This window comes from Leifsonia sp. ALI-44-B (genome assembly GCF_001984125.1).
Lineage (GTDB): Bacteria > Actinomycetota > Actinomycetes > Actinomycetales > Microbacteriaceae > Okibacterium.
In genome coordinates this window covers 880,067-901,241 of sequence record NZ_MTQL01000006.1, presented here as the reverse complement: position 1 = coordinate 901,241, position 21,175 = coordinate 880,067, and the positions used below count along the sequence as shown (strand labels likewise).

22 protein-coding genes are annotated in these 21,175 nt (G+C 67.9%); 10 read left to right on the top strand and 12 right to left on the bottom strand.

What is annotated here, in order from left to right:
* Nucleotides 1–195: 195 nt before the first annotated feature.
* Both ALI44B_RS05205 and ALI44B_RS05200 read left to right on the top strand, forming a co-directional pair.
* On the top strand, nt 196–1,230 hold the full coding sequence (locus ALI44B_RS05205; RefSeq protein WP_077053598.1) for a 4-hydroxy-3-methylbut-2-enyl diphosphate reductase: 1,035 nt from the start codon (nt 196–198) through the stop codon (nt 1,228–1,230).
* Nucleotides 1,231–1,337: 107 nt separating this feature from the next.
* Nucleotides 1,338–2,270 carry a DUF6264 family protein gene (locus ALI44B_RS05200; protein WP_143458993.1) on the top strand — a complete coding sequence of 311 codons (933 nt, stop codon included), beginning with the start codon at nt 1,338–1,340 and terminating at the stop codon, nt 2,268–2,270.
* A 102-nt stretch (nt 2,271–2,372) separates the two neighbouring features.
* Here the strand turns inward: ALI44B_RS05200 and fbaA are convergent, their stop codons facing one another.
* Nucleotides 2,373–3,401, bottom strand: a complete 1,029-nt coding sequence (gene fbaA / locus ALI44B_RS05195; protein ID WP_077053596.1) for a class II fructose-bisphosphate aldolase — start codon at nt 3,399–3,401, stop codon at nt 2,373–2,375.
* A 163-nt stretch (nt 3,402–3,564) separates the two neighbouring features.
* Between fbaA and glpX the strand changes: the two genes are divergently transcribed.
* The 4 genes from glpX to ALI44B_RS05175 all read left to right on the top strand — a co-directional run bounded on the left by glpX (nt 3,565) and on the right by ALI44B_RS05175 (nt 7,798).
* Entirely contained in the window at nt 3,565–4,584 is a 1,020-nt protein-coding gene (glpX, locus tag ALI44B_RS05190; RefSeq protein WP_407668751.1) for a class II fructose-bisphosphatase, read from the top strand.
* Nucleotides 4,585–4,751: 167 nt separating this feature from the next.
* Nucleotides 4,752–5,360: a PepSY domain-containing protein gene (locus ALI44B_RS05185; RefSeq protein WP_077053594.1), complete on the top strand. Its 609-nt coding sequence runs from the start codon at nt 4,752–4,754 to the stop codon at nt 5,358–5,360.
* Between the two features lie 220 nt (nt 5,361–5,580).
* Nucleotides 5,581–6,255 (top strand): response regulator transcription factor, encoded by a 675-nt coding sequence (locus ALI44B_RS05180; RefSeq protein WP_077053593.1) that lies wholly within the window; start codon nt 5,581–5,583, stop codon nt 6,253–6,255.
* Nucleotides 6,256–6,451: 196 nt separating this feature from the next.
* Entirely contained in the window at nt 6,452–7,798 is a 1,347-nt protein-coding gene (locus ALI44B_RS05175; protein ID WP_179100207.1) for a sensor histidine kinase, read from the top strand.
* A gap of 99 nt (nt 7,799–7,897) precedes the next feature.
* Here ALI44B_RS05175 and ALI44B_RS15515 read toward each other — a convergent pair whose 3' ends face one another.
* Complete coding sequence (locus ALI44B_RS15515; protein ID WP_083709543.1) at nt 7,898–9,415, bottom strand: DNA recombination protein RmuC; 1,518 nt, start codon at nt 9,413–9,415, stop codon at nt 7,898–7,900.
* A gap of 102 nt (nt 9,416–9,517) precedes the next feature.
* On the opposite strand from ALI44B_RS15515, the gene ychF reads away from it, so the two are divergent.
* From ychF to ALI44B_RS15820, 3 genes are all read left to right on the top strand, one after another.
* Nucleotides 9,518–10,591, top strand: a complete 1,074-nt coding sequence (gene ychF / locus ALI44B_RS05165) for a redox-regulated ATPase YchF (protein WP_077053592.1) — start codon at nt 9,518–9,520, stop codon at nt 10,589–10,591.
* 106 nt (nt 10,592–10,697) lie between these two features.
* On the top strand, nt 10,698–10,988 hold the full coding sequence (locus ALI44B_RS05160; protein ID WP_077053591.1) for a HigA family addiction module antitoxin: 291 nt from the start codon (nt 10,698–10,700) through the stop codon (nt 10,986–10,988).
* 197 nt (nt 10,989–11,185) lie between these two features.
* Nucleotides 11,186–11,389 (top strand): hypothetical protein, encoded by a 204-nt coding sequence (locus ALI44B_RS15820; protein ID WP_143458989.1) that lies wholly within the window; start codon nt 11,186–11,188, stop codon nt 11,387–11,389.
* Nucleotides 11,390–11,467: 78 nt separating this feature from the next.
* Here the strand turns inward: ALI44B_RS15820 and ALI44B_RS05155 are convergent, their stop codons facing one another.
* The 4 genes from ALI44B_RS05155 to ALI44B_RS05140 form a co-directional block, all read right to left on the bottom strand.
* Nucleotides 11,468–12,235, bottom strand: a complete 768-nt coding sequence (locus ALI44B_RS05155; RefSeq protein ID WP_077053590.1) for an SCO1664 family protein — start codon at nt 12,233–12,235, stop codon at nt 11,468–11,470.
* Entirely contained in the window at nt 12,235–12,795 is a 561-nt protein-coding gene (locus tag ALI44B_RS05150; RefSeq protein ID WP_077053589.1) for a DUF3090 domain-containing protein, read from the bottom strand. Before ALI44B_RS05150 ends, ALI44B_RS05155 begins: the two co-directional genes overlap by 1 nt.
* A gap of 9 nt (nt 12,796–12,804) precedes the next feature.
* Nucleotides 12,805–13,512 (bottom strand): MSMEG_4193 family putative phosphomutase, encoded by a 708-nt coding sequence (locus tag ALI44B_RS05145; RefSeq protein WP_077053588.1) that lies wholly within the window; start codon nt 13,510–13,512, stop codon nt 12,805–12,807.
* Between the two features lie 201 nt (nt 13,513–13,713).
* A complete protein-coding gene (locus ALI44B_RS05140; protein WP_083709542.1) occupies nt 13,714–14,295 on the bottom strand; it encodes an ASCH domain-containing protein in 582 nt (193 codons plus the stop codon).
* Between the two features lie 243 nt (nt 14,296–14,538).
* On the opposite strand from ALI44B_RS05140, the gene ALI44B_RS05135 reads away from it, so the two are divergent.
* Nucleotides 14,539–14,874, top strand: a complete 336-nt coding sequence (locus ALI44B_RS05135) for a hypothetical protein (RefSeq protein ID WP_077053587.1) — start codon at nt 14,539–14,541, stop codon at nt 14,872–14,874.
* Nucleotides 14,875–15,139: 265 nt separating this feature from the next.
* Here ALI44B_RS05135 and ALI44B_RS05130 read toward each other — a convergent pair whose 3' ends face one another.
* From ALI44B_RS05130 to nadB, 6 genes are all read right to left on the bottom strand, one after another.
* On the bottom strand, nt 15,140–15,673 hold the full coding sequence (locus ALI44B_RS05130; RefSeq protein ID WP_077053586.1) for a tetratricopeptide repeat protein: 534 nt from the start codon (nt 15,671–15,673) through the stop codon (nt 15,140–15,142).
* Nucleotides 15,674–16,119: 446 nt separating this feature from the next.
* Complete coding sequence (locus ALI44B_RS16090; RefSeq protein ID WP_179100206.1) at nt 16,120–16,257, bottom strand: hypothetical protein; 138 nt, start codon at nt 16,255–16,257, stop codon at nt 16,120–16,122.
* 51 nt (nt 16,258–16,308) lie between these two features.
* Nucleotides 16,309–17,058 (bottom strand): hypothetical protein, encoded by a 750-nt coding sequence (locus tag ALI44B_RS05125; RefSeq protein WP_077053585.1) that lies wholly within the window; start codon nt 17,056–17,058, stop codon nt 16,309–16,311.
* Nucleotides 17,059–17,217: 159 nt separating this feature from the next.
* Complete coding sequence (locus ALI44B_RS05120; protein WP_077053584.1) at nt 17,218–18,366, bottom strand: cysteine desulfurase family protein; 1,149 nt, start codon at nt 18,364–18,366, stop codon at nt 17,218–17,220.
* Nucleotides 18,367–18,368: 2 nt separating this feature from the next.
* Nucleotides 18,369–19,235 carry a carboxylating nicotinate-nucleotide diphosphorylase gene (gene nadC, locus ALI44B_RS05115; RefSeq protein ID WP_077053583.1) on the bottom strand — a complete coding sequence of 289 codons (867 nt, stop codon included), beginning with the start codon at nt 19,233–19,235 and terminating at the stop codon, nt 18,369–18,371.
* Nucleotides 19,229–21,175: an L-aspartate oxidase gene (gene nadB, locus ALI44B_RS05110; protein WP_077053582.1), complete on the bottom strand. Its 1,947-nt coding sequence runs from the start codon at nt 21,173–21,175 to the stop codon at nt 19,229–19,231. Before nadB ends, nadC begins: the two co-directional genes overlap by 7 nt.

Below are 21,175 nucleotides of genomic sequence, written 5' to 3'. Positions count from 1 at the left end.
GCACCGGCCCGCTGCGACCCGGAAACCTCGTCGGCACCCCCGCCAGAGCCCGTGTTTGCGCGGAAAGACGGCCCCGTCGTGCTCGGGCTTCGACCCGTCGTCGACCGTTCGGCAGCCATGCGTTCCTCCTCTAACCTCACGCCCAGCGGCAGCGCCTAGAATCGAAGGGTGAGTGACGCAACGATCAGCCTGCCAATGCCCCGGATTCCAGGCGCACGGGCGAGGCTCAAGAATACCCCGGTTCAGGGCGAGAAGAAGGTTCTGCTCGCTGCCCCCCGCGGCTACTGTGCCGGCGTCGACCGCGCCGTCATCGCCGTCGAGAAGGCGCTCGAGCAGTACGGTTCGCCCGTCTACGTGCGCAAACAGATCGTGCACAACATCCACGTGGTGTCCGAGCTCGAGAACAAGGGCGCCATCTTCGTCGATGAGGTCGACGAGGTTCCGCCGGGCGCGCACATCGTGTTCAGCGCCCACGGCGTGTCCCCGGCCGTAGTCAACGCGGCCCAAGACCGCGGGCTGCTCGCCATCGACGCCACGTGCCCGCTGGTCACCAAGGTGCACCGCGAGGCCGTGCGGTTCGCGCGCGACGACTTCGAGATCTTGCTGATCGGCCACGAAGGCCACGAAGAGGTCGAGGGCACCGCCGGTGAGGCTCCCGATCACGTCACGCTCGTCAACAGCCCCGACGACGTTCCCAACATCCACGTCAAAGACCCCGACAAGGTCGTGTGGCTCTCGCAGACCACGCTCTCGGTCGACGAGACGATGGAGACGGTCCGCCGCCTGCGGGAGCGCTTCCCCAACCTGCAAGACCCGCCCAGCGACGACATCTGCTACGCCACGCAGAACCGTCAGGTGGCCATCAAGAAGGTCGCGCAAGACTCCGATCTCGTGATCGTCGTCGGTTCGGCCAACTCGTCTAACAGTGTGCGCCTCGTCGAGGTCGCGCTCGAATACGGCGCCAAGGCCGCCTACCGCGTCGACTACTCGCACGAGGTCAAGCAGGAGTGGTTCGACGGCGTGAAGACCGTCGGCGTCACCTCGGGTGCCTCCGTGCCCGAAGAGCTCGTGCAAGAGCTGCTCGAAGACCTCGCCACGGCGGGCTACCTCGACGTCGAGCAGGTCAAGACGGCCGAAGAAGACCTCATGTTCTCGCTTCCCAAGGAGCTGCGCACCAACCTGAAGGGCCAGCGCGAAGCGCGTGCGCTCGGCGGGCGGGTCTCTTCGTGAGCGGCGACCGCGACACGACAGACACACCTCGTTCTACGACCGACCCGGTGATGGGCGGCGGTTCGCCGCAGCCCGGTGATGCTCCCGACACGGGGGCACATTCCGGCGTGCCCACCGACGCACCCGAAACAGGGAAGACGTACGGCGAGACCGTCGACGCGGCCGCTGCAGCTGCGGCGGCATCCGGCTCGGCGACCGGTTCCGCCTCGGCTTCCCGTCCGGCGGCTGCGGCGCCCGTTCGTCCCGAACGTCCGGCGTTCGGCGAATACGCGACACCCGAAGAGCAGCGTGCCGCCATCCGTGTGCCGTTCGACACCGAAGAGGGCGTTCCGGTCGTCGCCGACGCAGACACCCCCGTTGCGCCCGTCGACCACGATGGTCACGCGGCATCCTCACCCGCCAGCTATGGCGAGCGAGTTGCGGGTGCGCAACGGCCTTCTTCGAAGCCGAGCGGCCAAGACGCGCCCTCTGCTGCTGGGCCCTCTGGCTCATCGAAGCCGGCACGTTCTGCTGGCCGCGGCGGTAACGGTCCGGTGTCCGGCAACGGCTCTGGCACGGGAAACAGCTCCGGTTCGGCCAACGGCAAGCAGGCCCCCGGCGGATTCTTCGCCAACGCTTTCGGCGGCGGTTCATCCGCGGCCGCCACGGCAGATGGCTCGGCCGGTGGCGTCGCCCCGGCCCGCCGCGACCGTCTCATCACGTATCTCCTGCTGGCTTTCGGCCTGCTCGCGGTGCTCAACTCGGTGAGCGGCATTTCGGCGCTCCCCGTCTCGGTCAAGCAGGCGTTCGAGCAGATGAACGTCACGGCCACGCCGCCCACCGACCTGCTCATCACGCTCGGCTGGATCACGGCCGGCATCCACGCCGTCATGTGGGTCGTCGCGTTGCTCTGGTCGCTGAGCGCCATCCGTCGAGGAAAGCTCAGCTGGTGGATCCCCGTGCTGTGCGGCGTCATCTTCGTCGTCGTGGCAACGGTCGTCATCTTCGCGGGCTTCGCCACCGACCCGACCATCATGGATGCGGTCATGCAGCGCGGCTGATCCGCGACAACTCCAGCACCAACGACGAACGCCCCGCGGATGCATCCACGGGGCGTTCGTCGTTGCGGGTCGGCCGCGCATCGCACGCGGCCGACCGAGGGTCTAGCGCGAGATGGAGTTTCCCGCGGAACCGAGCTGGCGCGTGGCGTCGACGACGCGCGCGGCCATGGCGGTCTCGGCGATCTTGCCCCACGAGCGCGGGTCGTAGACCTTCTTGTTGCCCACTTCGCCGTCGACCTTGAGGAAGCCGTCGTAGTTCTTCAGCACGGTGTCGGCGATCGAGCGGCTGAACGCGTACTGCGTGTCGGTGTCGATGTTCATCTTGATGACACCGTTGCGCACGGCCTCGGCGATCTCGTCATCGGTGGAGCCGGAGCCGCCGTGGAACACGAGGTCGAGCGGCTTGGGGCCGTGGCCGTACTTGGCGGCCAGGCCATCCTGAATCTCTTTCAGCAGCTCGGGCTTGAGCTTGACGTTGCCGGGCTTGTAGACGCCGTGCACGTTGCCGAACGTGAGGGCGGCCATGTAGCGGCCCTTCTCGCCGAGGCCCAGGGCCTCGACCGTGGCGATCGCGTCGTCGAGCGTCGTGTAGAGGTGCTCGTTGATGTCGTGGCTGACACCGTCTTCTTCGCCGCCGACGACGCCGATCTCGACCTCGAGGATGGCGTTGATGGCCTTGGTGCGGGCGATCATGTCTTCGGCGATGCGCAGGTTCTCGTCGAGGGGAACGGCCGAACCGTCCCACATGTGCGACTGGAAGATGGGGTTGCGGCCGGCCTTGACCTCTTCTTCGCTCGCGGCGATGAGGGGCATGACGAAGCCGTCGAGCGCATCCTTGGGGCAGTGGTCGGTGTGCAGCGCGACCGTGATCGGGTAGTTCTTGGCGACCTCGGTGGCGAACTTGGCGAAGGCGATGGCGCCGGCCGCACGGTTCTTGACGGTCTGGCCGGCGAAGTAGTCGGCACCGCCCGTGGTGACCTGGATGATGCCGTCGGAGCCGGCCTCGGTCAGGCCCTGCAGCACGGAGTTGATGGTCTGCGAGCTCGAGACGTTGACCGCCGGGAAGGCGAAGCCCTTCGTCTTGGCGGTGTCGAGCATCTCGGCGTACTGCTCTGGGGTGGCGACGGGCATAGATTTCTCCTTCGAGATCGGACTACTGCAGCCAGTTTAGTGATCGGGGGGATGTCGCGCAGTGCGCACGCGGAGTGCACGTTCGTGCGGGGCATCCGATCTGACCGGTGCTCGCGAAATGACGGCGGCTAGGCTGGGAGTGGGCCCCCAGCACCTGATAAATATGCAGCCGATGTATCGATCGAATCAGAGGATTCCCGTGACGCAAGAAACACAAACCCAATACCTGCACCCCGACCGCAACCTCGCAATGGAGCTGGTGCGAGCGACAGAGGCGGCCGCCATTCGTGCCACGCCGTGGATCGGCCGGGGCGACAAGAACGCCGCCGACGGTGCCGCGGTCGACGCCATGCGCAAGTTCCTCGGAACGGTCAACTTCGAGGGTGTCGTCGTGATCGGCGAGGGCGAGAAGGACCACGCGCCCATGCTCTACAACGGCGAACAGGTCGGCAACGGATCGGGCCCCGCGTGCGATATCGCGGTCGACCCCATCGACGGCACGAGCCTCACCGCCGCCGGCCGCCAGAACGCGCTCTCGGTCATCGCCGTGTCCGACCGGGGCAGCATGTTCGACCCGTCGGCCGTGTTCTACATGGACAAGATCGTGACCGGTCCCGAGGGCCACGGCGTCATCGACATCTCGCGCCCCATCGGCGAGAACATCCGCGCGCTGGCTAAGGCCAAGGGCAAGAGCGTCGAAGAGATGCGCATCGCCGTGCTCGACCGCCCCCGCCACGCCAACCTCATCGAGGAGATCCGCGAGGCCGGTGCCGGCACCCGACTGCTGCTCGACGGCGACGTCGCCGGTGGCATCAACGCGGCCCGTTACGAGTCGCGCATCGATATGTGCGTCGGCATCGGCGGAACGCCCGAGGGCATCATCACGGCCTGCGCCGTCAAGGCACTGGGCGGCCTGATCCAGGGCAAGCTCATGCCGAAGGACGACGCCGAGCGCGAGAAGGCCATCGCGGCCGGTCACGATCTCGACCGCATCCTCACGGGCGACGACCTCGTGCGCGGCGACAACACCTACTTCGTGGCGACCGGCGTCACCAACGGCGAATTGGTTGCGGGAGTGCAGCGCAAGGGTCCGATCATCCGCACCGAGAGCCTCGTGCTGCGCTCGCGTTCGGGCACAGCTCGTCGCGTTGTGGCCGACCACCTCGTCGAGAAGTGGCTGTAAGGGTTCTATAGAACTGAGTGGATGTCGCACCGCTGGCTTCGGCCCGGTGCGACATTCGCGTTAACCGGCACCGGTTGATTTCTGAGCGCTTCAGGTTGGCTTCAGCGTCGGTTCGAGATGCTCTGTTCATGCCCACAACAGGGCAGCGAACCACGAAGGAGCATCCCATGCAGAAGAAGACCAAGATCATCACCGCCTCGGCTATCACGGCCGGAATCGTGCTGGGTGGCACGGGCATCGCCTACGCGGTCACCGACGGATTCGAGGGTTCGGATGCCGTGACCGGCGCCGACCTCGACCGCGCGTCGAAGGCTGCCGTGAAAGAGGTCGGTGGCGGCGAGGTGATCGATGCCGAGCGTGACGACAACCGCTACGAACTCGATGTGCTCGGGTCGGATGGTGTCTCCTACGACGTCGTCCTCGACGACTCGTTCAAGGTGCTGTCTTCGCGTGCCGACGGCGACGACGACCGGGCTCGAGTGTCGGGCGGAGCGGGTTCCGGCTCGTCGTCGACCGGCTCTGACTCCGACGACGCCGCAACCGAGGGTTCCTCGAGGCAGGCCGGTGCGTCCGTCGACAAGGATGATCTGGTCGGCGACGAGCTCGCCAAGGCCTCCGAGGCGGCCATCAAGGCTGCCGGTGGCGGAACCGTTGTCGATGCCGAGCGCTCGGACGACGCCGACCACCGCTTCGAGGTCGAGGTGCGCCTCGAGGACGGCACCGAAGTGGATGTCGACCTCGACGAGTCCTTCGGCGTCGTGCGCACGCAGCGCTAGCCTGCATCATCGTCGGCCCTGCAGCTCGTCTGGGCGCGGGGCCGCATCGCCGTCGGCCCTGCGCGTCTCTGCGGCAGGGCCGACGTCTCACGGTGGCGACGCTGCCGTCGCCGGCCATCACGCGCCGGCGACACGCCCTCGCCCGCGTGAGCGCGTCGAATAGTCTGAAACCCCGGCCCAAGTCATCCCGATGGCCCCTCTGATGCGAAGCAGGTGACACATGCGCGTTCTCGTGGTCGATGACGAGAAGAACCTGTTGCGTGCCATCGAGGCGGGGCTCGAGGCCGAGGGTTTCGCCGTGGACACCGCGACGAACGGTGTCGACGGCCTGTGGCTGGTGCGCGAGAACGAGTATGCGGTCATCGTGCTCGACATCATGCTGCCCGGCATGAGTGGCTATCGCATCTGCGAGCAGTTGCGGGCCGACGAGAACTGGACGCCCGTCATCATGCTCACGGCCAAGGATGGCGACCTCGATCAGGTCGAGGCGCTCGACACGGGTGCGGACGACTACCTCACGAAACCGTTCTCGTTCCAGGTGCTCCTAGCTCGGCTGCGGGCGCTGATCCGCCGCGGCGGGGGAGAGCGGCCGACCCTCATGACGGTCGGCGACCTCACGCTCGACCCGGCATCCCGGCGCGTTACGCGCGGCGGCGTTCCGATCGAGCTGACGACGCGGGAGTTCAGCGTGCTGCAGTTCCTGGCGTCACGGCCGGGTGAGGTCCGCTCGAAGAAGGATGTCCTCGGCGGCGTCTGGGATTTCGACTTCGAGGGCGACCCCAACATCGTCGAGGTCTACATCCGCACGCTGCGCAACAAGGTCGACCGCCCCTTCGGTCGCACCTCGATCGAAACGGTGCGCGGCGCGGGCTACCGATTGGTCGCGGATGTCTGAGCGCAACTGGGCTGGAGCCCACACGCCTGATCGTGCCCCTGGCCAGACACGCGGCAGCCATCCGTCTGCCCACGCGCCCCTCGGGCATACACCCGATCGCGGTCAGGACCCGGGCACAAGCCGTTCGCCGGGTGATGTGGCAGCGCCCCCTGCCGCCAACACCTCCAGCCCGACGCGAAAGCGTAGGCTGCGTTCGGTGCGGGCGCGCATCACGGTCATCGCGAGCGTGGTCGTCGCCGTCACGGTTTCCGCGGGCGCGGTCGGTTTCGCTGTCGTCCTGCAGTCCACGTTGCTCGATCAGGCGACCGTCGCCGCCGAGGCCCAACTCGACCGCTTCGAGTCGCTGATCGACGCCTCGGGCCCGTCGGCGCTGAACGACGCGGATGGATTCGCTCAACTCGTCGGCGAAGACGGCCGTGTGCTCGCGGCATCCGACGACGCTGACGAGGTTCCGGCGCTCGCCGATTCGGAGTTCGAGGGTGGCCGCGAGGCAACCCTGCCAGAGGACGACGACCCGGTCTTCATCGTGTCCGCCGAGGTCGACGATGGCGTGTTGGTCGTCGGCGTCGATGATGAGGCCCGACGCGAAGCGATCTCGACAACGGCGGTCTTGCTGCTCGCCGCTCTGCCGCTGCTGGTTGCGCTGGTCGCGGTGACCTGCTGGGTGGTGGTGGGCCGTGCTCTGCGCCCCGTGGACCGCATCCGCCGGGAAACCGAGGGCGTGTCGGCCGCCGACCTGAGCCTTCGCGTGGGCGTTCCGGGAACGGGCGACGAAATCGACGCGCTGGCCGCGACGATGAACCGCATGCTAGAGCGTCTCGACAATGCACAGTCGCGCCAGCGCCGTTTCGTCTCGGATGCCTCGCACGAACTTCGTTCACCGATCGCGTCGCTGCGCCAAAGCTCAGAGGTCATGTTGCGCTACCCCGGCCGTGTGCCGGTCGAGGAGTTCGCCCGCACGACCTCCGAGGAGTCGCAGCGTATGGCCGACCTGGTCGAGGGCCTCCTCTTGCTGGCTCGCGCCGACGAGCACGGTCTCGCGCTCTCGACCCAGCCCACGGACCTCGACGACCTCGTGCTCGCCGAGGCGTCCCGCCTGCGCACACTCGTGGCGACGACGCCCGCGCCCGCAAACGACGATGCCGACGCGGTTCCGACGCCGCCGATCGTTGTCGACGCGCGAGGCGTGTCTGCTGCTCAGGCGCCAGCGGACGCGCGTCTGATCGCGCGGGTCTTGCGCAACCTGGGCGACAACGCGCTACGCCACGCCCGCTCCCGCGTCTGGCTGTCGTCGACGGTTCACGGCGACGTCGCGGTCGTGTCTGTCGCAAATGACGGTGCCAACATCTCGGATGCGGACAAGTCCCGCGTCTGGGAACGCTTCGAGCGCCTCGACGACGCCCGTTCTCGCGACCAGGGTGGCTCGGGGCTGGGCCTCTCGATCGTCGCCGAGATCGTGTCGGCTCACGGCGGCTCTGCTCAGATCGTGGATGTCGAGGGCGGCGGCGTTCGCTTCGACATCCGCTTGCCACTGCAGCGTTAGGTCGCTTGTTGCCATTCGCCCCCCACTGAATCACCGGGTGCGTTATGAGGCATGCGCGTCTCACGGAAGCATGAGGCGAGGGCCCTTACCGCCAGCGGCTTATTCGCCCGCCCGCGCATTCATGTCATCGACAACCCGCTCGCTCATTCGAGAGTCCGGGTCGTCATCGTTCGTGTCAGCGGCCCGCGACCGAACGTCTTCGGGGATGCGCCCGTCATGCTCACGGGGTGCGACGACCAAATCTCCGTCCTTCGAGAGCTCCGAGGTCTCGTCCGTGCTGTGCGCGATGAGCTCGTACGCGGTCGCCTTGCGCGTGGGCTCGTCGATGACTGTGAGCTGCGGGATGATCTTCGTTTCGTCGAGCGCCGAGAGTTTGCGCGCGCTCGGCAACACCTGACGTTCGAGAGACCCGACGAACCCGTTGTAATCCTTCACACTGCGTTCGAGTGAGCGGCCCAGTTTGTCGATGTGCGTCGCGGTCGTGGCCAGCCGGCCGTGCAGTTCGCGCGACAGGTCGAAGAGCTGCTTCGCCTCGGCCGTGAGCACGTCCTGCTGCCAACTGAATGCGACGGTCTTCAACACCGACCACAGCGTGACAGGGGAGGCCAGCGCGACCCGCTTCGAGAATGCGAACTCGAGCAGCGACGGATCGCTCTCGAGCGCCGACGAGATGAGCGACTCGCTCGGGATGAACGCGATCACGAGTTCGGGGGAGGAGGGCAGCCCCTGCCAATACGTCTTGCTGCCGAGAGCGACGATGTGCTCGCGCACGGCCTTCACGTGGGCCGCGAGGAGCGTGTGGCGGCGTGCCTGTTCGGCGGCCGAGGCATCCATGCGGATGCTCGTGGCCTCGAGGTAGGCGGTGAACGGAACCTTGGCGTCGACCGCGATGTTCTTGCCACCGGGAAGGTGCACGACCATGTCGGGGCGACCGGCCCCGGCGTCGGTGACGATGTTGGCCTGCAGGTCGAAGTCGACGCGCTCGATCAGCCCGGCGGCCTCGACCACGCGGCGCAGCTGCGTCTCGCCCCATACCCCGCGCGTGTTGTTGGCGCGCAACGCCGACGCGAGCGTCTCTGCCGTCGATCGCAGCCGCTCCTCCGACTCGGTAGCCGAGCGCAGCTGCTCGCTGATCTGCCCGTGCTGCGCGCTGCGTTGCTCTTCGAGCTCGGCCACCTTGCGCTGCATGGCTGCCAGCGTCTCGTTGACCGGCGCGAGGGCCTGCAGGACCCGGCTCTCGGCCCGCTCCTTCTCGGCCTGCTCGAGCCGCTCGGCGCGGTGGCGCTCGACCAGCTCGCGATACTGCTCCTGGGCCGCACCCAACTGCTCGTCGAGCGCGGACATCGTCGCCTGCGCGGCAGCCAGTTGCTCGCGCAAGGCTCCGCGCCGCTCGGACTCCTCGGTGAGCACCCGCTGGATCTCGGCGGCGTGGCGGGCCTCGAGGACGGAGGCTGCGGCATCCGCCTCGATGCTGCCGTCGCTGGCCGAGCCGTAGCGACCGCCGGCCCCAAAACGCCCACCGCTTCGGCCCAGAACCGTGGCGAGAACGAGACCCAGCACGACACCGAGAACGGCGCCCGCGAGCAGGCCGAGGATGAGTGCGATGAGGGGGTCCATGGGTGAAGCATCGCAGCGACCACCGACATCGGCGGGGAGGTGGGCGCGCGTCGGGCGACGGCGGCGGACGCCATGCGGCAATCACCGGTACGATAGACCCCCGTGGCTCTCACTATCGGAATCGTCGGACTTCCCAATGTCGGCAAATCGACCCTCTTCAACGCGCTGACCAAGAACTCGGTGCTCGCGGCGAACTACCCGTTCGCCACGATCGAGCCGAACGTCGGTGTGGTGAACCTGCCCGACCCGCGCCTCGACAAGCTCGCCGAGATCTTCGGCTCCGAGCGCATCATGCCCGCGACCGTGTCGTTCGTCGACATCGCCGGCATCGTTCGCGGCGCTAGCGAAGGTGAGGGCCTGGGCAACCAGTTCCTCGCGAACATCCGCGAGGCCGACGCCATCGCCCAGGTCGTGCGCGGCTTCAGCGACAGCGACGTCGTCCACGTCGACGGTGCGGTCAACCCGGCCAGCGACATGGAGACCATCAACACCGAGCTCGTGCTCGCCGACCTCCAGACCCTCGAAAAGGCCGAGGCGCGCTTCGAAAAAGAGGTCAAGGGCAAGAAGCTCGAGCCCATCGTTCTCGAAACGGCGAAGGCCGCCCGCGAATACCTCGACACAGGAAAGCCCCTTTCGTCGTCCACGATCGACCTGGCCCCCGTGCGCGAGCTCGGCCTCCTCACTGCCAAGCCCTTCATCTACGTCTTCAACGTCGACGAGCCCATCCTGCAAGACGCCGCCAAACTGGATGAACTCGCCGCCCTCGTCGCGCCCGCCAAGGCCGTCTTCCTCGACGCCAAACTCGAATCCGAACTCATCGACCTCGACGAGGCGGATGCCGCAGAAATGCTCGAGTCCACGGGCCAGACCGAGTCGGGCCTCGACCAGCTCGCCCGCATCGGCTTCGCCACACTCGGCCTGCAGACCTACCTCACGGCAGGCCCGAAAGAGTCGCGCGCCTGGACGATCCCGCAGGGCGCCAAGGCCCCTCAGGCCGCCGGTGTCATTCACACTGACTTTGAAAAGGGCTTCATCAAGGCCGAGGTCATCTCCTTCGACGACCTCGTCGAAACCGGCTCGGTCGCCGAGGCCCGCTCCAAGGGCAAAGCCCGCATGGAAGGCAAGGATTACACCATGCAGGATGGCGACGTGGTGGAGTTCCGCTTCAACGTCTAGATCGCGGGTCTCCGGCACAAAACCTGAAGCATCGTCATCTCAGTTCCACCGGGGTGTTGACATCGCTCGCTTGGTTCTTGTGGGAGTGCACCAGAAGGAGAGAAAGATGAGCACCGCGATTCATCCTGGGGAGATCCTCCTCGAGGAGTTCATAATCCCGCTGGGTACGACGCAGAACGCTCTTGCCGTTGCGATCAATGTTCCGCCCCGTCGCATCAACGAGATTGCCCACGGGAAGCGGGGCATCTCAGCGGACACGGCACTGCGCGTGTCGCGCGCGCTGGGCACGACGCCCGAGTTCTGGCTCAATCTGCAGAGCCACTTCGATCTCGTCGTGGCGAAGGAACGTCTTGAAGGCCTAGATAAGATCAACCTGCTTCCGCAGGTGGCTGCCTAGCTTTTCGACTTCGACGAATCACCCTCACATTCGCGTGTTGGCGGGGAACGGTGAGCCGCCCGTGCGTCGTCAACGGCTACCTCGGGCCCCGGCGGGCCCCTGCGGACCCGCGAAGGGGATCGGTGGTGCTTTTGCTGAATCAGAGATCGTTTTCTCGGCTACATTGAGCGGAGTTATTGGACGCTTTGGGGGGAACGATGGACACATATTTCGACGGGTCGAGTTTGCTGTGGATTGCAGGCTGGACGGCACTGTTCTTTTGGATCTTGTTTGTCGTGGTTCGAGCGGCTGTTCGCCGTGCGCTCGGCGACCACTACAAAACAGTGCGCTGGTATGAGAAGACCGGCGAATGGTCTTCCTACTCCACCAAGCAGGGGCCTCCGCGGCCTTTCGACGAATAGACCATAGCGCCCACGAATCGGCTAGCGGCCGAGCGGCCGAGCGTTCGACGCTCGCCTCGGCAAGCGAGACGCGCCACGTCAGAACAGCGGCCAGGGAACCGCCGGCATCCCGCCGAGGGGAGCAGGAAACCGCCCTGCCGCGCGCACCGCGGAGCACCGAGCGGCGAGCGCGGAAATCTCTGGGGCGCTGAGCAGGTCCGCGAGGTCGTCCCCCAGGGCCCCCTGTAACCCTGCGCTGATGCGATCGACGCCTGCGAGCTCGTCGGCCGTGAGAGCATCTCCGAGCCAGCCCCAGAGAACCGTGCGCAACTTGTAGTCGCGGTGGAAGGTCAGCCCGTGATCGACGCCGTGCCGGTGGCCGTCCGGCAGGGCGAGGATGTGGTCGCCTTTGCGGTCGGCGTTGTTGACCACCAGGTCGAACACGGCCATGCGCCGCAGCGCCGCGGTGTCTTCATGAACGAGGATGACCGTCTGGCCGTCCTCGTCGACCCCCTCGAGAACGCGCTTCCAGCCGAACTCCGGCTCTTGCTCGGCCCCGATGAGGTCGACGGCGGTGTGGTCGGCATCCGTTTCCTGCCAGAGCTGAACCATGCCTTCGCCGAGGGGGCCGTCGCGCAGCCAGGTGTGCGGCACGACATCCCAGCCGAGGGCCTGCGAGACCAGGTAGGCGGCCACCTCCCGGTGCGCCAGGCAGCCGTCGGGGAAGTCCCACAGCGGACTCTCCCCGGCTATGGGCTTGTAGACGACGCTGACGTCGCCGATGCTCCCGAGGAACGTGGCGTTGGACGCCGTCCTGATGCGGCCAACGATCCTCAGCTCGGTGGTCATCAGGTCTGTGGTCGACATCAGTCCTCGGGAAGCGTGCAGATGTGACCGTCGGGGTCCACCGGATAGCCGCATATCGGGCACGCCGGGCGCCCGGCGCCCACGATCTCCCGGGTGCGGTTGGCGAATGCGCGGGCGGTGCCCACGGGCATCCGCAGCACGAGCATTTCGGCCTCGGGAGTGCTGTCCTCGGCAAGCATCCGGACGGCGTCGTCAAACACTGCATCGTCGTCGGCGAGCGGGTAGGCCTCGATGACGACCTGTGCGGTCGTCGGGTCCCAACCGAGGTTGATGGCGCCGGTGCGGAACTGCTCCTCGACGGGATCGAGCTGATCGTTGTCGACGAGTTCCGGGGGAGTGCCAGCGGGCACGCTGAACGGGTTGCCTTCGACGGTGATGAGCTGGTCGAGGATCTCGTCGATCATGTCCGCGAGCAGGGCCGACTGCTGCTTCTCGAGGGCGACGCACATCAGTCGCGTTCCCGAGCGCACCTGCAGGTAGAAGGTGCGAGCCCCGGGAGGGCCGACGGTGCCGATGACGGCTCGGTCGGGCCAATCGAACTCGTGAACACGTAGAGGCATGTCAGTAGCCTAAGCGTCTCTCGTCGACGGCGCGCCGTGCCCGGGGCCACCACCGACCGCTGCATCGCCGGAGCGGATGCCCTTCGCCAGCCACGACAGGTCACCCGCCTCTGTGTTGGTCGCGTGGACGCTCGGCCGGCCGGCGCCGTAGCGCACGATTGATACGGATGCCGGCCACACGTTGATGCGTTGGAACAGGTCGAGGTGCATGCCGAGCGCGTCGGCGAGAATCGACTTGATGATGTCGCCGTGGCTGACCGCGGCCCACACGGCCTCAGGCCCGTGCTCGGCTTCTACGGCTGCATCGTGCCGGCGGATGGCTGCCACCGACCGGGCCTGCATCGCGGCCATGGATTCACCACCGGGAAAGATGACCGCGGATGGTTGCGATTGCACCACCGACCACAGGTCTTCGGTCGCGAGCTCGGAGAGCGTGCGGCCCTGCCACTGCCCGTAGTCGCACTCGGTGAGATCGAGATCAACCGAGGTATGCGGTGTGCCCGCCTGGTGGTCAAGGATGTACTCGGCAGTCTGCTGACAACGCTCGAGAGGGCTTGCCACCACCGCGACCAGTGGAACGGCCGCGAGCCGCTCACCGGTCAGAGCGGCTTGGTCGCGGCCGATCTGGTCGAGACCGACGCCCGCGGCCCTCCCGGCCAGAATCCCAGCGGCATTTGCTGTGGTGCGGCCGTGCCGCACGAGAAGAACCGTTGCCATCCGGCAAGCCTAACCACCTCGGACGATGGCGCTGCGTCAGTACTCAGGCCTGGAGAAACGCGACCCTTGTACTGGGGTGTTGGCGGGCGAACCGCGGCCCGCCACAATGATGATGATTAGACGCAGCGCTCCCTCTCAGCCGCCCCCGGTGAGAGGGAGCGCTTTTTTCATACACGGGAGCGTGAGCGCGGTTGCCGCGCGCTAGTCAGCGAACTCCGGCGGCCAGACCACGCGGAAGCGTTCGAGGACGATCTCGTCGTCTTCCGACCACTCGACGCCGCGGGCCGCGCACGTGCGCTCCCAGTAGCGGCGGTGTTCGCGGCGCCAACTGGCGAGGGTGCGGTCGTCTTCGCCCTCGTCGTAGGCGAACGCCTCGTCGACCTCGTTGAAGGTGGCGAGGCGCAGTTCGGTGCTGCGCATGATGATGGCGGGATGGCCGCGGCCGTCGCACGCGATCCAGTGCGAGCCGATGCGCGGCAGCTGGTCGCCGTCGGCGTGGTAGGCGGTCGCGAGTTCGGCGGTGGCGCGTTTCGCTCCGTGGGTCACCTCGCGCAGCAGGGCGTCGGCGAGGCGCGGGGAGTCGCCGAACGACTCGACCGTGTAGTCGGGGGCGACGCGGACGACGTCCGGGTGGGCTGCCGCATAGTCGGCCCAGAAGGCGTTGGCGGCGGCGCGGTCCGGGGCAGGAAGGGGCGCGTCAGCGGGCGGGGCTGTGTCAGAGGTGGCCTCGAGAGAGCCGTCATCGGCGGGTGTTGCGGAAGGTGTGGTGTCGGCGGGCGTCATTGCGCGGCATCCATTCGTCGTGGGCGGGTGCGACCGAAAGAGGCCAGCCTTCCAGCTTAGCTAACACAGAGCTCGCCCAGGGAGGCGGGCCCGAGGGGAGAGGGGAGGCGGGCACGAGGGGAGGCGGGCACGAGGGGAGGCGGGCACGAGGGGAGGCGGGCAAGCCCACCGCGAGCTGTCAATCCTCTCGCGTGAGCGCGGCTCGCTGTTTACGGTGGCTATTCGACGACGGAGGAGGTTCGGATGATGCACGCCGACGCACGACGGAACGACCCGACCCTGGTGCGCAACCAGAACGCGCTGCGGCGGGGGCGACGGCGGCAGTGGCTCGTTCCCGGCGGACTGCTGGCGCTGGTGGTCGTCGTCTTGCTGGTGTTGGCGCTCGACATCCAGGTCGCGGTTCCGGCGGCGGCGATCGGGGTGACGGTTGCGCTCTACCTCGGGATGCTCGTGGTGGCGGGCACCGTGAAGAGCGTCGGGCTACGGAACAAGATCCTGGCAGCACTGATGGCCGCGATCGCCGTCGTGGGATTGGGGTCGTTCCTGCTGCTCATCCTGGTCGAACGGGTCGCACTCTAGAGCGGTCGGCGGTCGGCGGGCGTTAATGGCGAAGTCCCCGTGGCCTCGGGCCGACGGGGACTTGCTGGGTGTGATGTAGCTGACCGGGAGAGCGAATCATCCCGTCTCAACTGAGAACAACGATAGGAATCGGAGGTTGCAGGCGGCTGGGGAGCAACTTATAGCTGTCCAAACGTTGCGTGAACGCGGGGTAAGCGGCGGCTGCGAGAGTTCTGCGTGGGCCGCGCGACACGCCCGAAACGGTGGCGTCGAGCGGATGCGCGGGCTAGGAGTTGCGCGGCGGCTCGAGTGCCGCGGCGTAGTTCGTGATCGAGCGCGTGTAGAGCGGCAGCGTCGGCGCGACCGCCGCCAGCAGCTGGGCGAGGGCCTCGGTCGGGCGGCCAGCGTCGTGCAGCGAGAGCGCGAGGAAGGCGACCGGCGCGATTCCCACGATGTCGGTGACGGCGGGGTCGGAGAGGTCGAGCGTTCCGAGGAGGGCGACCGAATCATCCAGGCGGCCGACGTTGCGATAGGTGCTCGCCAGTTGCACGACGGCTTGCGGGTAGCGTGCGGCGTCGAGGCCCGAGGCGAGCGCCGACTCATAGAGAGGGATCGCGTCATCCTCTTGCCCGAGCGCATCGTGAACCGAGGCCAGCTCATAGAGAGCAGCGGATGCCGTGGCGCCCACCGATTTGTCGACGATCACTTGCATTTCGTCGACCAGGTCGTCGCCGCGCGTCTCGTCGAAGTCCCGCCAGAACGCGTCGACGCGCTCGTCGAATTCGGATGTCGGGGGAGTCGGTGTGGGGGAGGAGGTCATGAGGCTTCCGAGCGAGAGGGGTGGGGTGAGCGCGAGGAGGAGAGGTGCAGGCGGCGGTCGCAAGAACGGGTTGCCTTGCGCTCTCCAGCGGCTCCTTCTAGGTTAGTCCGATGGTTGCAACGATGGGGTACCTCATATCCGCCGGAGTTCTCGGCCTGACCGTGGTGTTGGTGGCCGTGTGGTTCACGGTTACTGTGAGGCGCTGCAGGAATGATCGCGGGGCCTCAACCGGGACTTCGAGCGCCGCGCCTCGGGCCGGTCGAGGCAGCGACGCCTAGAAAGCCCCAAGTCATACGCACCTTCGCGTCAGGGCAGGCTTCAGGCCGAAATGCTTGCGCGTCAGAGCCGGCTCCAGGCTCGTAGAACCCCGACAACAAACCCACATTCACAACGAAGAGGCCCACCCCGCGCATGCGGTGGTGGGCCTCTTCGTTCGTGAGCGAAACTCAGACCGAGGGGGCGGGGCCGTCGGTGGGCTCGGCCTCGGGCAGCCAGTCGCTCTTCTCCTCGGGAGCGAGCTCGAGCTCCTCTTCGAGGTCGTGGTCGGCGTCTTTCGGGTTGTGGTGTTCCGGTGCGTCAGTCATGGTTCCACCGTAGCGACGGGCCCGACCGACGAAAAGGGGTTGCCAGCGGGTTCACACTCCGGTGTGGAGGCGGTCGCGCCATGCGGGGACCTGGGCGAGCGTCTGCGCGAGTTGTGGCTCCGTCTTGACATAGGAGAGGAGCGTCGCCGCGTGGAACGGGCTCATCTTGAGGTCGATGAGCACGCCGTTCTCCGTCGGATTCTCGGGGTTGCGCGTCTCGATGATGATCCACACCGTGCGGGGGCTCGCGGTGGTGGCGACGCGTCCGACGTTGTCCCAGCGCAGCGCGAGATCGGGACGCAGCGGGTTGGGGTCTCCGAAGATGCCGATGCCGTGGGGGCCGACCATGAGGACGGCATGTGGTCGCATGCGGTAGTGGGCGGCTCGAAGCATCCTCACGTGTGCGCGGGTGTGTTTGGGGACGTCGACCTCGATAAGCAGGGCATCCGAGAAATGCTCACGCAGCAATCGCCACCGTCGTGCGGCTCGCACCTGGTCGATGTAGAGGACGACGATGATCAGCACGACGAGGATGGCTGTGATCAGCAACGACACCTCGAACGGCAAGGGTGTGCGTCCGCGGTTTTCTGCCCGGCGACCGGACACGAAGGACGCGAAGAGGGCTATCGGCATGATGAGCGGGATGCCGAGCAGGTAGAGGTTGACGAGACGCCACCGGTGGAGCGGGAGGGCTGTCAGGGCCGGGCTGGCCGGGCCGGTCGGCTGCGCAGGTCGAAGCGGTGTCAGCGGGTCAGCGGATGTGGAAAAGGCCTCGTATTGGTTGTTCCAACTGTCCGTCATGGGCTCAGGTTATCGGCCCCGCGTTCCGCGCTCGATGGGCAGGGGTGCCCGTTCATCGAGCGGAACGAAGAGAGGGCTCTGACTCACACGAGCGGGCACTCGCGAACCGGGGTTGCTCGTCGCACCGAGCCGAGGCGCGAGGCGAACCGGGGTTGCCCGTCAGGCCGAGCCGAGGCCCGAGACCGTCGCGACCGACGCGGCGAGGGCGGTTGCGACATGCGCCATGTTCTCGTCGGTGGTGGTGCTCGCCAGGCTGAAGCGCACGGCGGTCTGGGCGATGGCCGGGTCGATGCCGATGGCTGTCAGCACATGTGAGGGTTCGTCGCTGCCGGCGGCGCAGGCCGAGCCGCTGGATGACACGACGCCGCGTTGTTCGAGTTCGAGAAGCACAGCCTCGCCCGAGGTTCCCGGGAAGCAGAAGGACGCGATGGTCGGCAGGCGCCGCGTGGGGTGGCCCGTCAGGAGGGCGCCCGGCACCTGGCGCAGGACCTCGGCGATGAAGCGGTCGCGTACGGCGGTGACCCGAGCGGATGCTGAGACCCGCTCGCTTTCGGCGGCCCGCACCGCCGCCGCCATGCCCACGGCCCCCGCCACGTTCTCGGTGCCGCTGCGCCAGCCGCGCTCCTGGCCGCCGCCGTGCAGGACGGGTTCGACACCCACGCGGGCGCGCACGTAGGCGGCCCCGATGCCCTTCGGAGCACCGAGTTTGTGGCCCGACACGCTCAGGGCGTCGACGCCGAGCGCTGCGACGTTGAGGTCGAGCCATCCGGCGGCCTGGACCGCGTCGGTGTGAAAAGCTGCCCCGACGCCGTGTGCGACCTGAGCGAGGCTCGCGACATCCTGGACCGTGCCGATCTCGTTGTTGGCCAGCATGATGCTCACCAGCGTGGTGTCGTCGCGCAGCACTGCGGCGAGGGCCTCGGGCGTGACGAGGCCCGTGTCGTCGGTGTCGACGTAGGTGACGTGGGCGTCGTGGAAGCGCTCGAGGTAGTGCAGGGATTCGAGCACGGCCTCATGTTCGATGCGCGTCGACACGATGTGCGCGCCCCGCGGCCGGCGGGCGAGGACGATGCCCTTGACCGCGAGGTTGTCCGCCTCGGTGCCGCCCGAGGTGAAGACGACCTCACTGGCTCGCACACCCCACCACTCGGCCACCGTGCGGCGGGCATCGGCCAGAGCGGATGCGGCGCGCTCGCCCACGGTGTGATGGCTCGACGGGTTGCCGAACTCGGCCGTCAGGAAGGGCCACATCGCTTCGAGCACATCGCGCCTCACGGGCGTGGTGGCGGCATTGTCGAGGTAGAGCATGGTCAGGATGCCGAGGCCACGTGCAGCTCGACATCCAACCCGAGGTCGAGCGATCGCACGCTGTGGGTGAGCGCGCCCGACGAGATGACGTCGACACCCGTTTCGGCGATCGCGCGCACGGTGTCGAGGGTCACGTTGCCGCTCGCCTCGACGATGGCGCGGCCGGCGATCATACGCACGCCCTCGCGCAGGTCGTCGAGCGTGAAGTTGTCGAGCATGATCGTGTCGACGCCCGCCGCGAGCACGGGTTCGATCTGGTCGAGACGGTCGACCTCCACCTCGATGTGCGTGGTGTGCGGAAGGCGGTCGCGCACGCCGGCGAGGGCTTCGGTGAGGCCGGTTCCGTCGGCCGTGAGCACGGCGAGGTGATTGTCCTTCGCCATGACCGCGTCCGACAGCGAGAATCGGTGGTTGTGGCCGCCGCCCGAGCGCACGGCGTGGCGTTCGAAGGCGCGCAGGCCGGGCGTGGTCTTGCGCGTGTCGACGATGCGGGCACCCGTGCCGCGGATGGCGTCGGCGAACCGCGCCGTGAGGGTGGCGATGCCGCTCATCCGCTGGGTGAAGTTCAGTCCGATGCGTTCGGCCTGCAGCACGCCGCGCGCGGGCCCGTGCACGCGGGCGAGCGTGTCGCCGGGCTCGAACCGGTCGCCGTCGGCCGCGAGCAGCGTTACGGTGACGGCCGGATCGGTCAGACGGAAGGCGGCCTCGAACACGGCGCCGCCCGCGAACACACCCGGTTCGCGCGCGACGAGGGCGGCCGTCGCGGTGGCGCTCGCCGGGATGAGCGCCTCGGAGGTGAGGTCGCCGAACGGCGCATCCTCGTCGAGGGCCAGGAGGACGACACGGTCGATGGTGCGGGCGGTCAGCATGCTGAGGTCTTTTCTGTGTCGGAGGTGTCGCGCGGGTCGGAGCGGTCGTGCGGCTCGGTGCGTTCACTCGGGTCGGAGCGCTCGCCGGGATCGGACGGTTCGATGGAATGGATGATGTCGCGCTGGCCGGCCGGCACCCGTGAGTCGAACCGGTCGGTGGCGGCGGGCGCGGCAGCGGTTGCCGAAGGCCGCGCGGCCGACACGAGGGGTCGCGCCAGCCCGGGTCGGGTCTCGGGGATGTCGCTTCGCGAATGCGCCCCTCGCGACTCGGTGCGGGCGAGCGCGGCAGCGACCGTGAGCCGCGCCAGGTCGAGCAGATTACGGTCTTCGACGCTGCGCCGGTCGAGGGCGGCGGGTGCGATCATCCGATCGAGCTCTGTGGATGCCGCGAGCAAACCGGCTTCGTCGCGCAACAGTCCTACCCGCTCCCACATGATCTGTTGCAGTGCGGCGCGGTCGAAAATCGTGGGCTTGTCGAACGCAGCTGCCTGGTCGATCACCGCGACACCGTTATCTGCGCGGTCCTGCGCGGGCACTGCGGGTTGTCCGGCGGCACGAGTCGTCGCTTCGGACGCTCGCGGGGAGGCCACCGGTCCCGCGACGGGCTCACCCAGCATCCGCCCAACCCGCATGCCGAAGACCGCGCCTTCGAGCAACGAGTTGGAAGCGAGACGGTTCGCGCCGTGCACACCCGTGCGGGCCGCCTCGCCGACCGCCCACAGCCCGGGCACGTTCGTGCGCCCGTCGAGGTCGGTGACGATTCCGCCCATGGAGTAGTGCGCGGCCGGCGTGATCGGCAGGGGCTGCTGAGCCCAGTCGAAGCCGAGCGCGCGCGTGGCGCGGTCGATGCCGGGGAAGCGTCGGGCGAGGAACTCGGCGCCCAGGGCAGTCGCGTCGAGCAGAACCGGTGCGCCACCCTGCCGGGCCATCTGCGCGGCGATCGCCCGGGCCACGATGTCGCGGGGCGCCAGCTCGGCGTCGTCGTGCACGCGCGTCATGAACCGGTCGCCGTCCGCGCCGAGCAGGACGGCCCCTTCGCCGCGCACCGCCTCAGAGATGAGGAAGTTTCCGGGCGCATCGAGCGTCGTCGGATGGAATTGCACGAATTCCAGGTCGGCAACCTCGGCTCCGGCGCGCCACGCCGCGGCCACGCCGTCGCCCGTCGCGACGCCGGGGTTGGTCGTGTGGGCAAACAGTTGACCGGCTCCGCCCGTCGCCATCACAACGTCGTCGGCTGGCAAGAACTCGAGCGAGCCGAAGCCGTTGTCCGTTTGTGTCGACTCGCGCAGGATCGAGACCCCGGCGACCCGGGCAACGCGCGAGTCCGCCTCAAAACGTGAGTCCACGACGACATCCACGAGCACGGCGTTCTCGATGACGCGGATCCCGGCCGCGCGCACCGCCGCCACAAGTGCCCGCTCGATCTCGGCACCCGTCTGGTCACCGCCGGCGTGCAGCACGCGGGCCACCGAGTGTGCCGCCTCGAGCCCGCGGGCATACGTTGCCTCACGATGGCCGCCGCCGCCGCCGTCACCACGCTCGCCGCTGCCGCACTCGCCGCCGTCGCCCTCACCGCTGGCGCGGTCGAACTCCACGCCCCAGCCGATGAGCGCGTCGATCGCACTCGCACCTTCGCCGGTCAAGACATCGACGGCCGCGGCATCCGCGAGACCGGCCCCCGCACGCAAGGTGTCGGAGGCATGCGCGGCTGCCGAATCATCCGGGAACCATGCCGCCGCAACACCGCCCTGCGCATACCGCGTGTTCGACTCGTCCATCGCGCCCTTGGTCACGATCGTGACGTTCGACCGCACGGGCTCGGGCCCTGACACGGCGCTCAAGGCGGCCACGAGCCCGGCGATGCCCGACCCGACGACGAGAACCTCGCGCGGCCGCGCACCCGCCGAGCTGCCGACGAGCCTGCGCTCTCCACCGTCCAC

Coding starts and splice junctions, on each gene's coding strand:
- ALI44B_RS05205 (WP_077053598.1), top strand. CDS start 196: ATGCCCCGGATTCCAGGCGCACGGGCGAGGCTCAAGAATACCCCGGTT.
- fbaA (WP_077053596.1), bottom strand. CDS start 3,401: ATGCCCGTCGCCACCCCAGAGCAGTACGCCGAGATGCTCGACACCGCC.
- glpX (WP_407668751.1), top strand. CDS start 3,565: ATGCAGCCGATGTATCGATCGAATCAGAGGATTCCCGTGACGCAAGAA.
- ALI44B_RS05185 (WP_077053594.1), top strand. CDS start 4,752: ATGCAGAAGAAGACCAAGATCATCACCGCCTCGGCTATCACGGCCGGA.
- ALI44B_RS05180 (WP_077053593.1), top strand. CDS start 5,581: ATGCGCGTTCTCGTGGTCGATGACGAGAAGAACCTGTTGCGTGCCATC.
- ALI44B_RS15515 (WP_083709543.1), bottom strand. CDS start 9,415: ATGGACCCCCTCATCGCACTCATCCTCGGCCTGCTCGCGGGCGCCGTT.
- ALI44B_RS05160 (WP_077053591.1), top strand. CDS start 10,698: ATGAGCACCGCGATTCATCCTGGGGAGATCCTCCTCGAGGAGTTCATA.
- ALI44B_RS15820 (WP_143458989.1), top strand. CDS start 11,186: ATGGACACATATTTCGACGGGTCGAGTTTGCTGTGGATTGCAGGCTGG.
- ALI44B_RS05155 (WP_077053590.1), bottom strand. CDS start 12,235: ATGTCGACCACAGACCTGATGACCACCGAGCTGAGGATCGTTGGCCGC.
- ALI44B_RS05150 (WP_077053589.1), bottom strand. CDS start 12,795: ATGCCTCTACGTGTTCACGAGTTCGATTGGCCCGACCGAGCCGTCATC.
- ALI44B_RS05145 (WP_077053588.1), bottom strand. CDS start 13,512: ATGGCAACGGTTCTTCTCGTGCGGCACGGCCGCACCACAGCAAATGCC.
- ALI44B_RS05140 (WP_083709542.1), bottom strand. CDS start 14,295: ATGACGCCCGCCGACACCACACCTTCCGCAACACCCGCCGATGACGGC.
- ALI44B_RS05135 (WP_077053587.1), top strand. CDS start 14,539: ATGATGCACGCCGACGCACGACGGAACGACCCGACCCTGGTGCGCAAC.
- ALI44B_RS05130 (WP_077053586.1), bottom strand. CDS start 15,673: ATGACCTCCTCCCCCACACCGACTCCCCCGACATCCGAATTCGACGAG.
- ALI44B_RS16090 (WP_179100206.1), bottom strand. CDS start 16,257: ATGACTGACGCACCGGAACACCACAACCCGAAAGACGCCGACCACGAC.
- ALI44B_RS05125 (WP_077053585.1), bottom strand. CDS start 17,058: ATGACGGACAGTTGGAACAACCAATACGAGGCCTTTTCCACATCCGCT.
- ALI44B_RS05120 (WP_077053584.1), bottom strand. CDS start 18,366: ATGCTCTACCTCGACAATGCCGCCACCACGCCCGTGAGGCGCGATGTG.
- nadC (WP_077053583.1), bottom strand. CDS start 19,235: ATGCTGACCGCCCGCACCATCGACCGTGTCGTCCTCCTGGCCCTCGAC.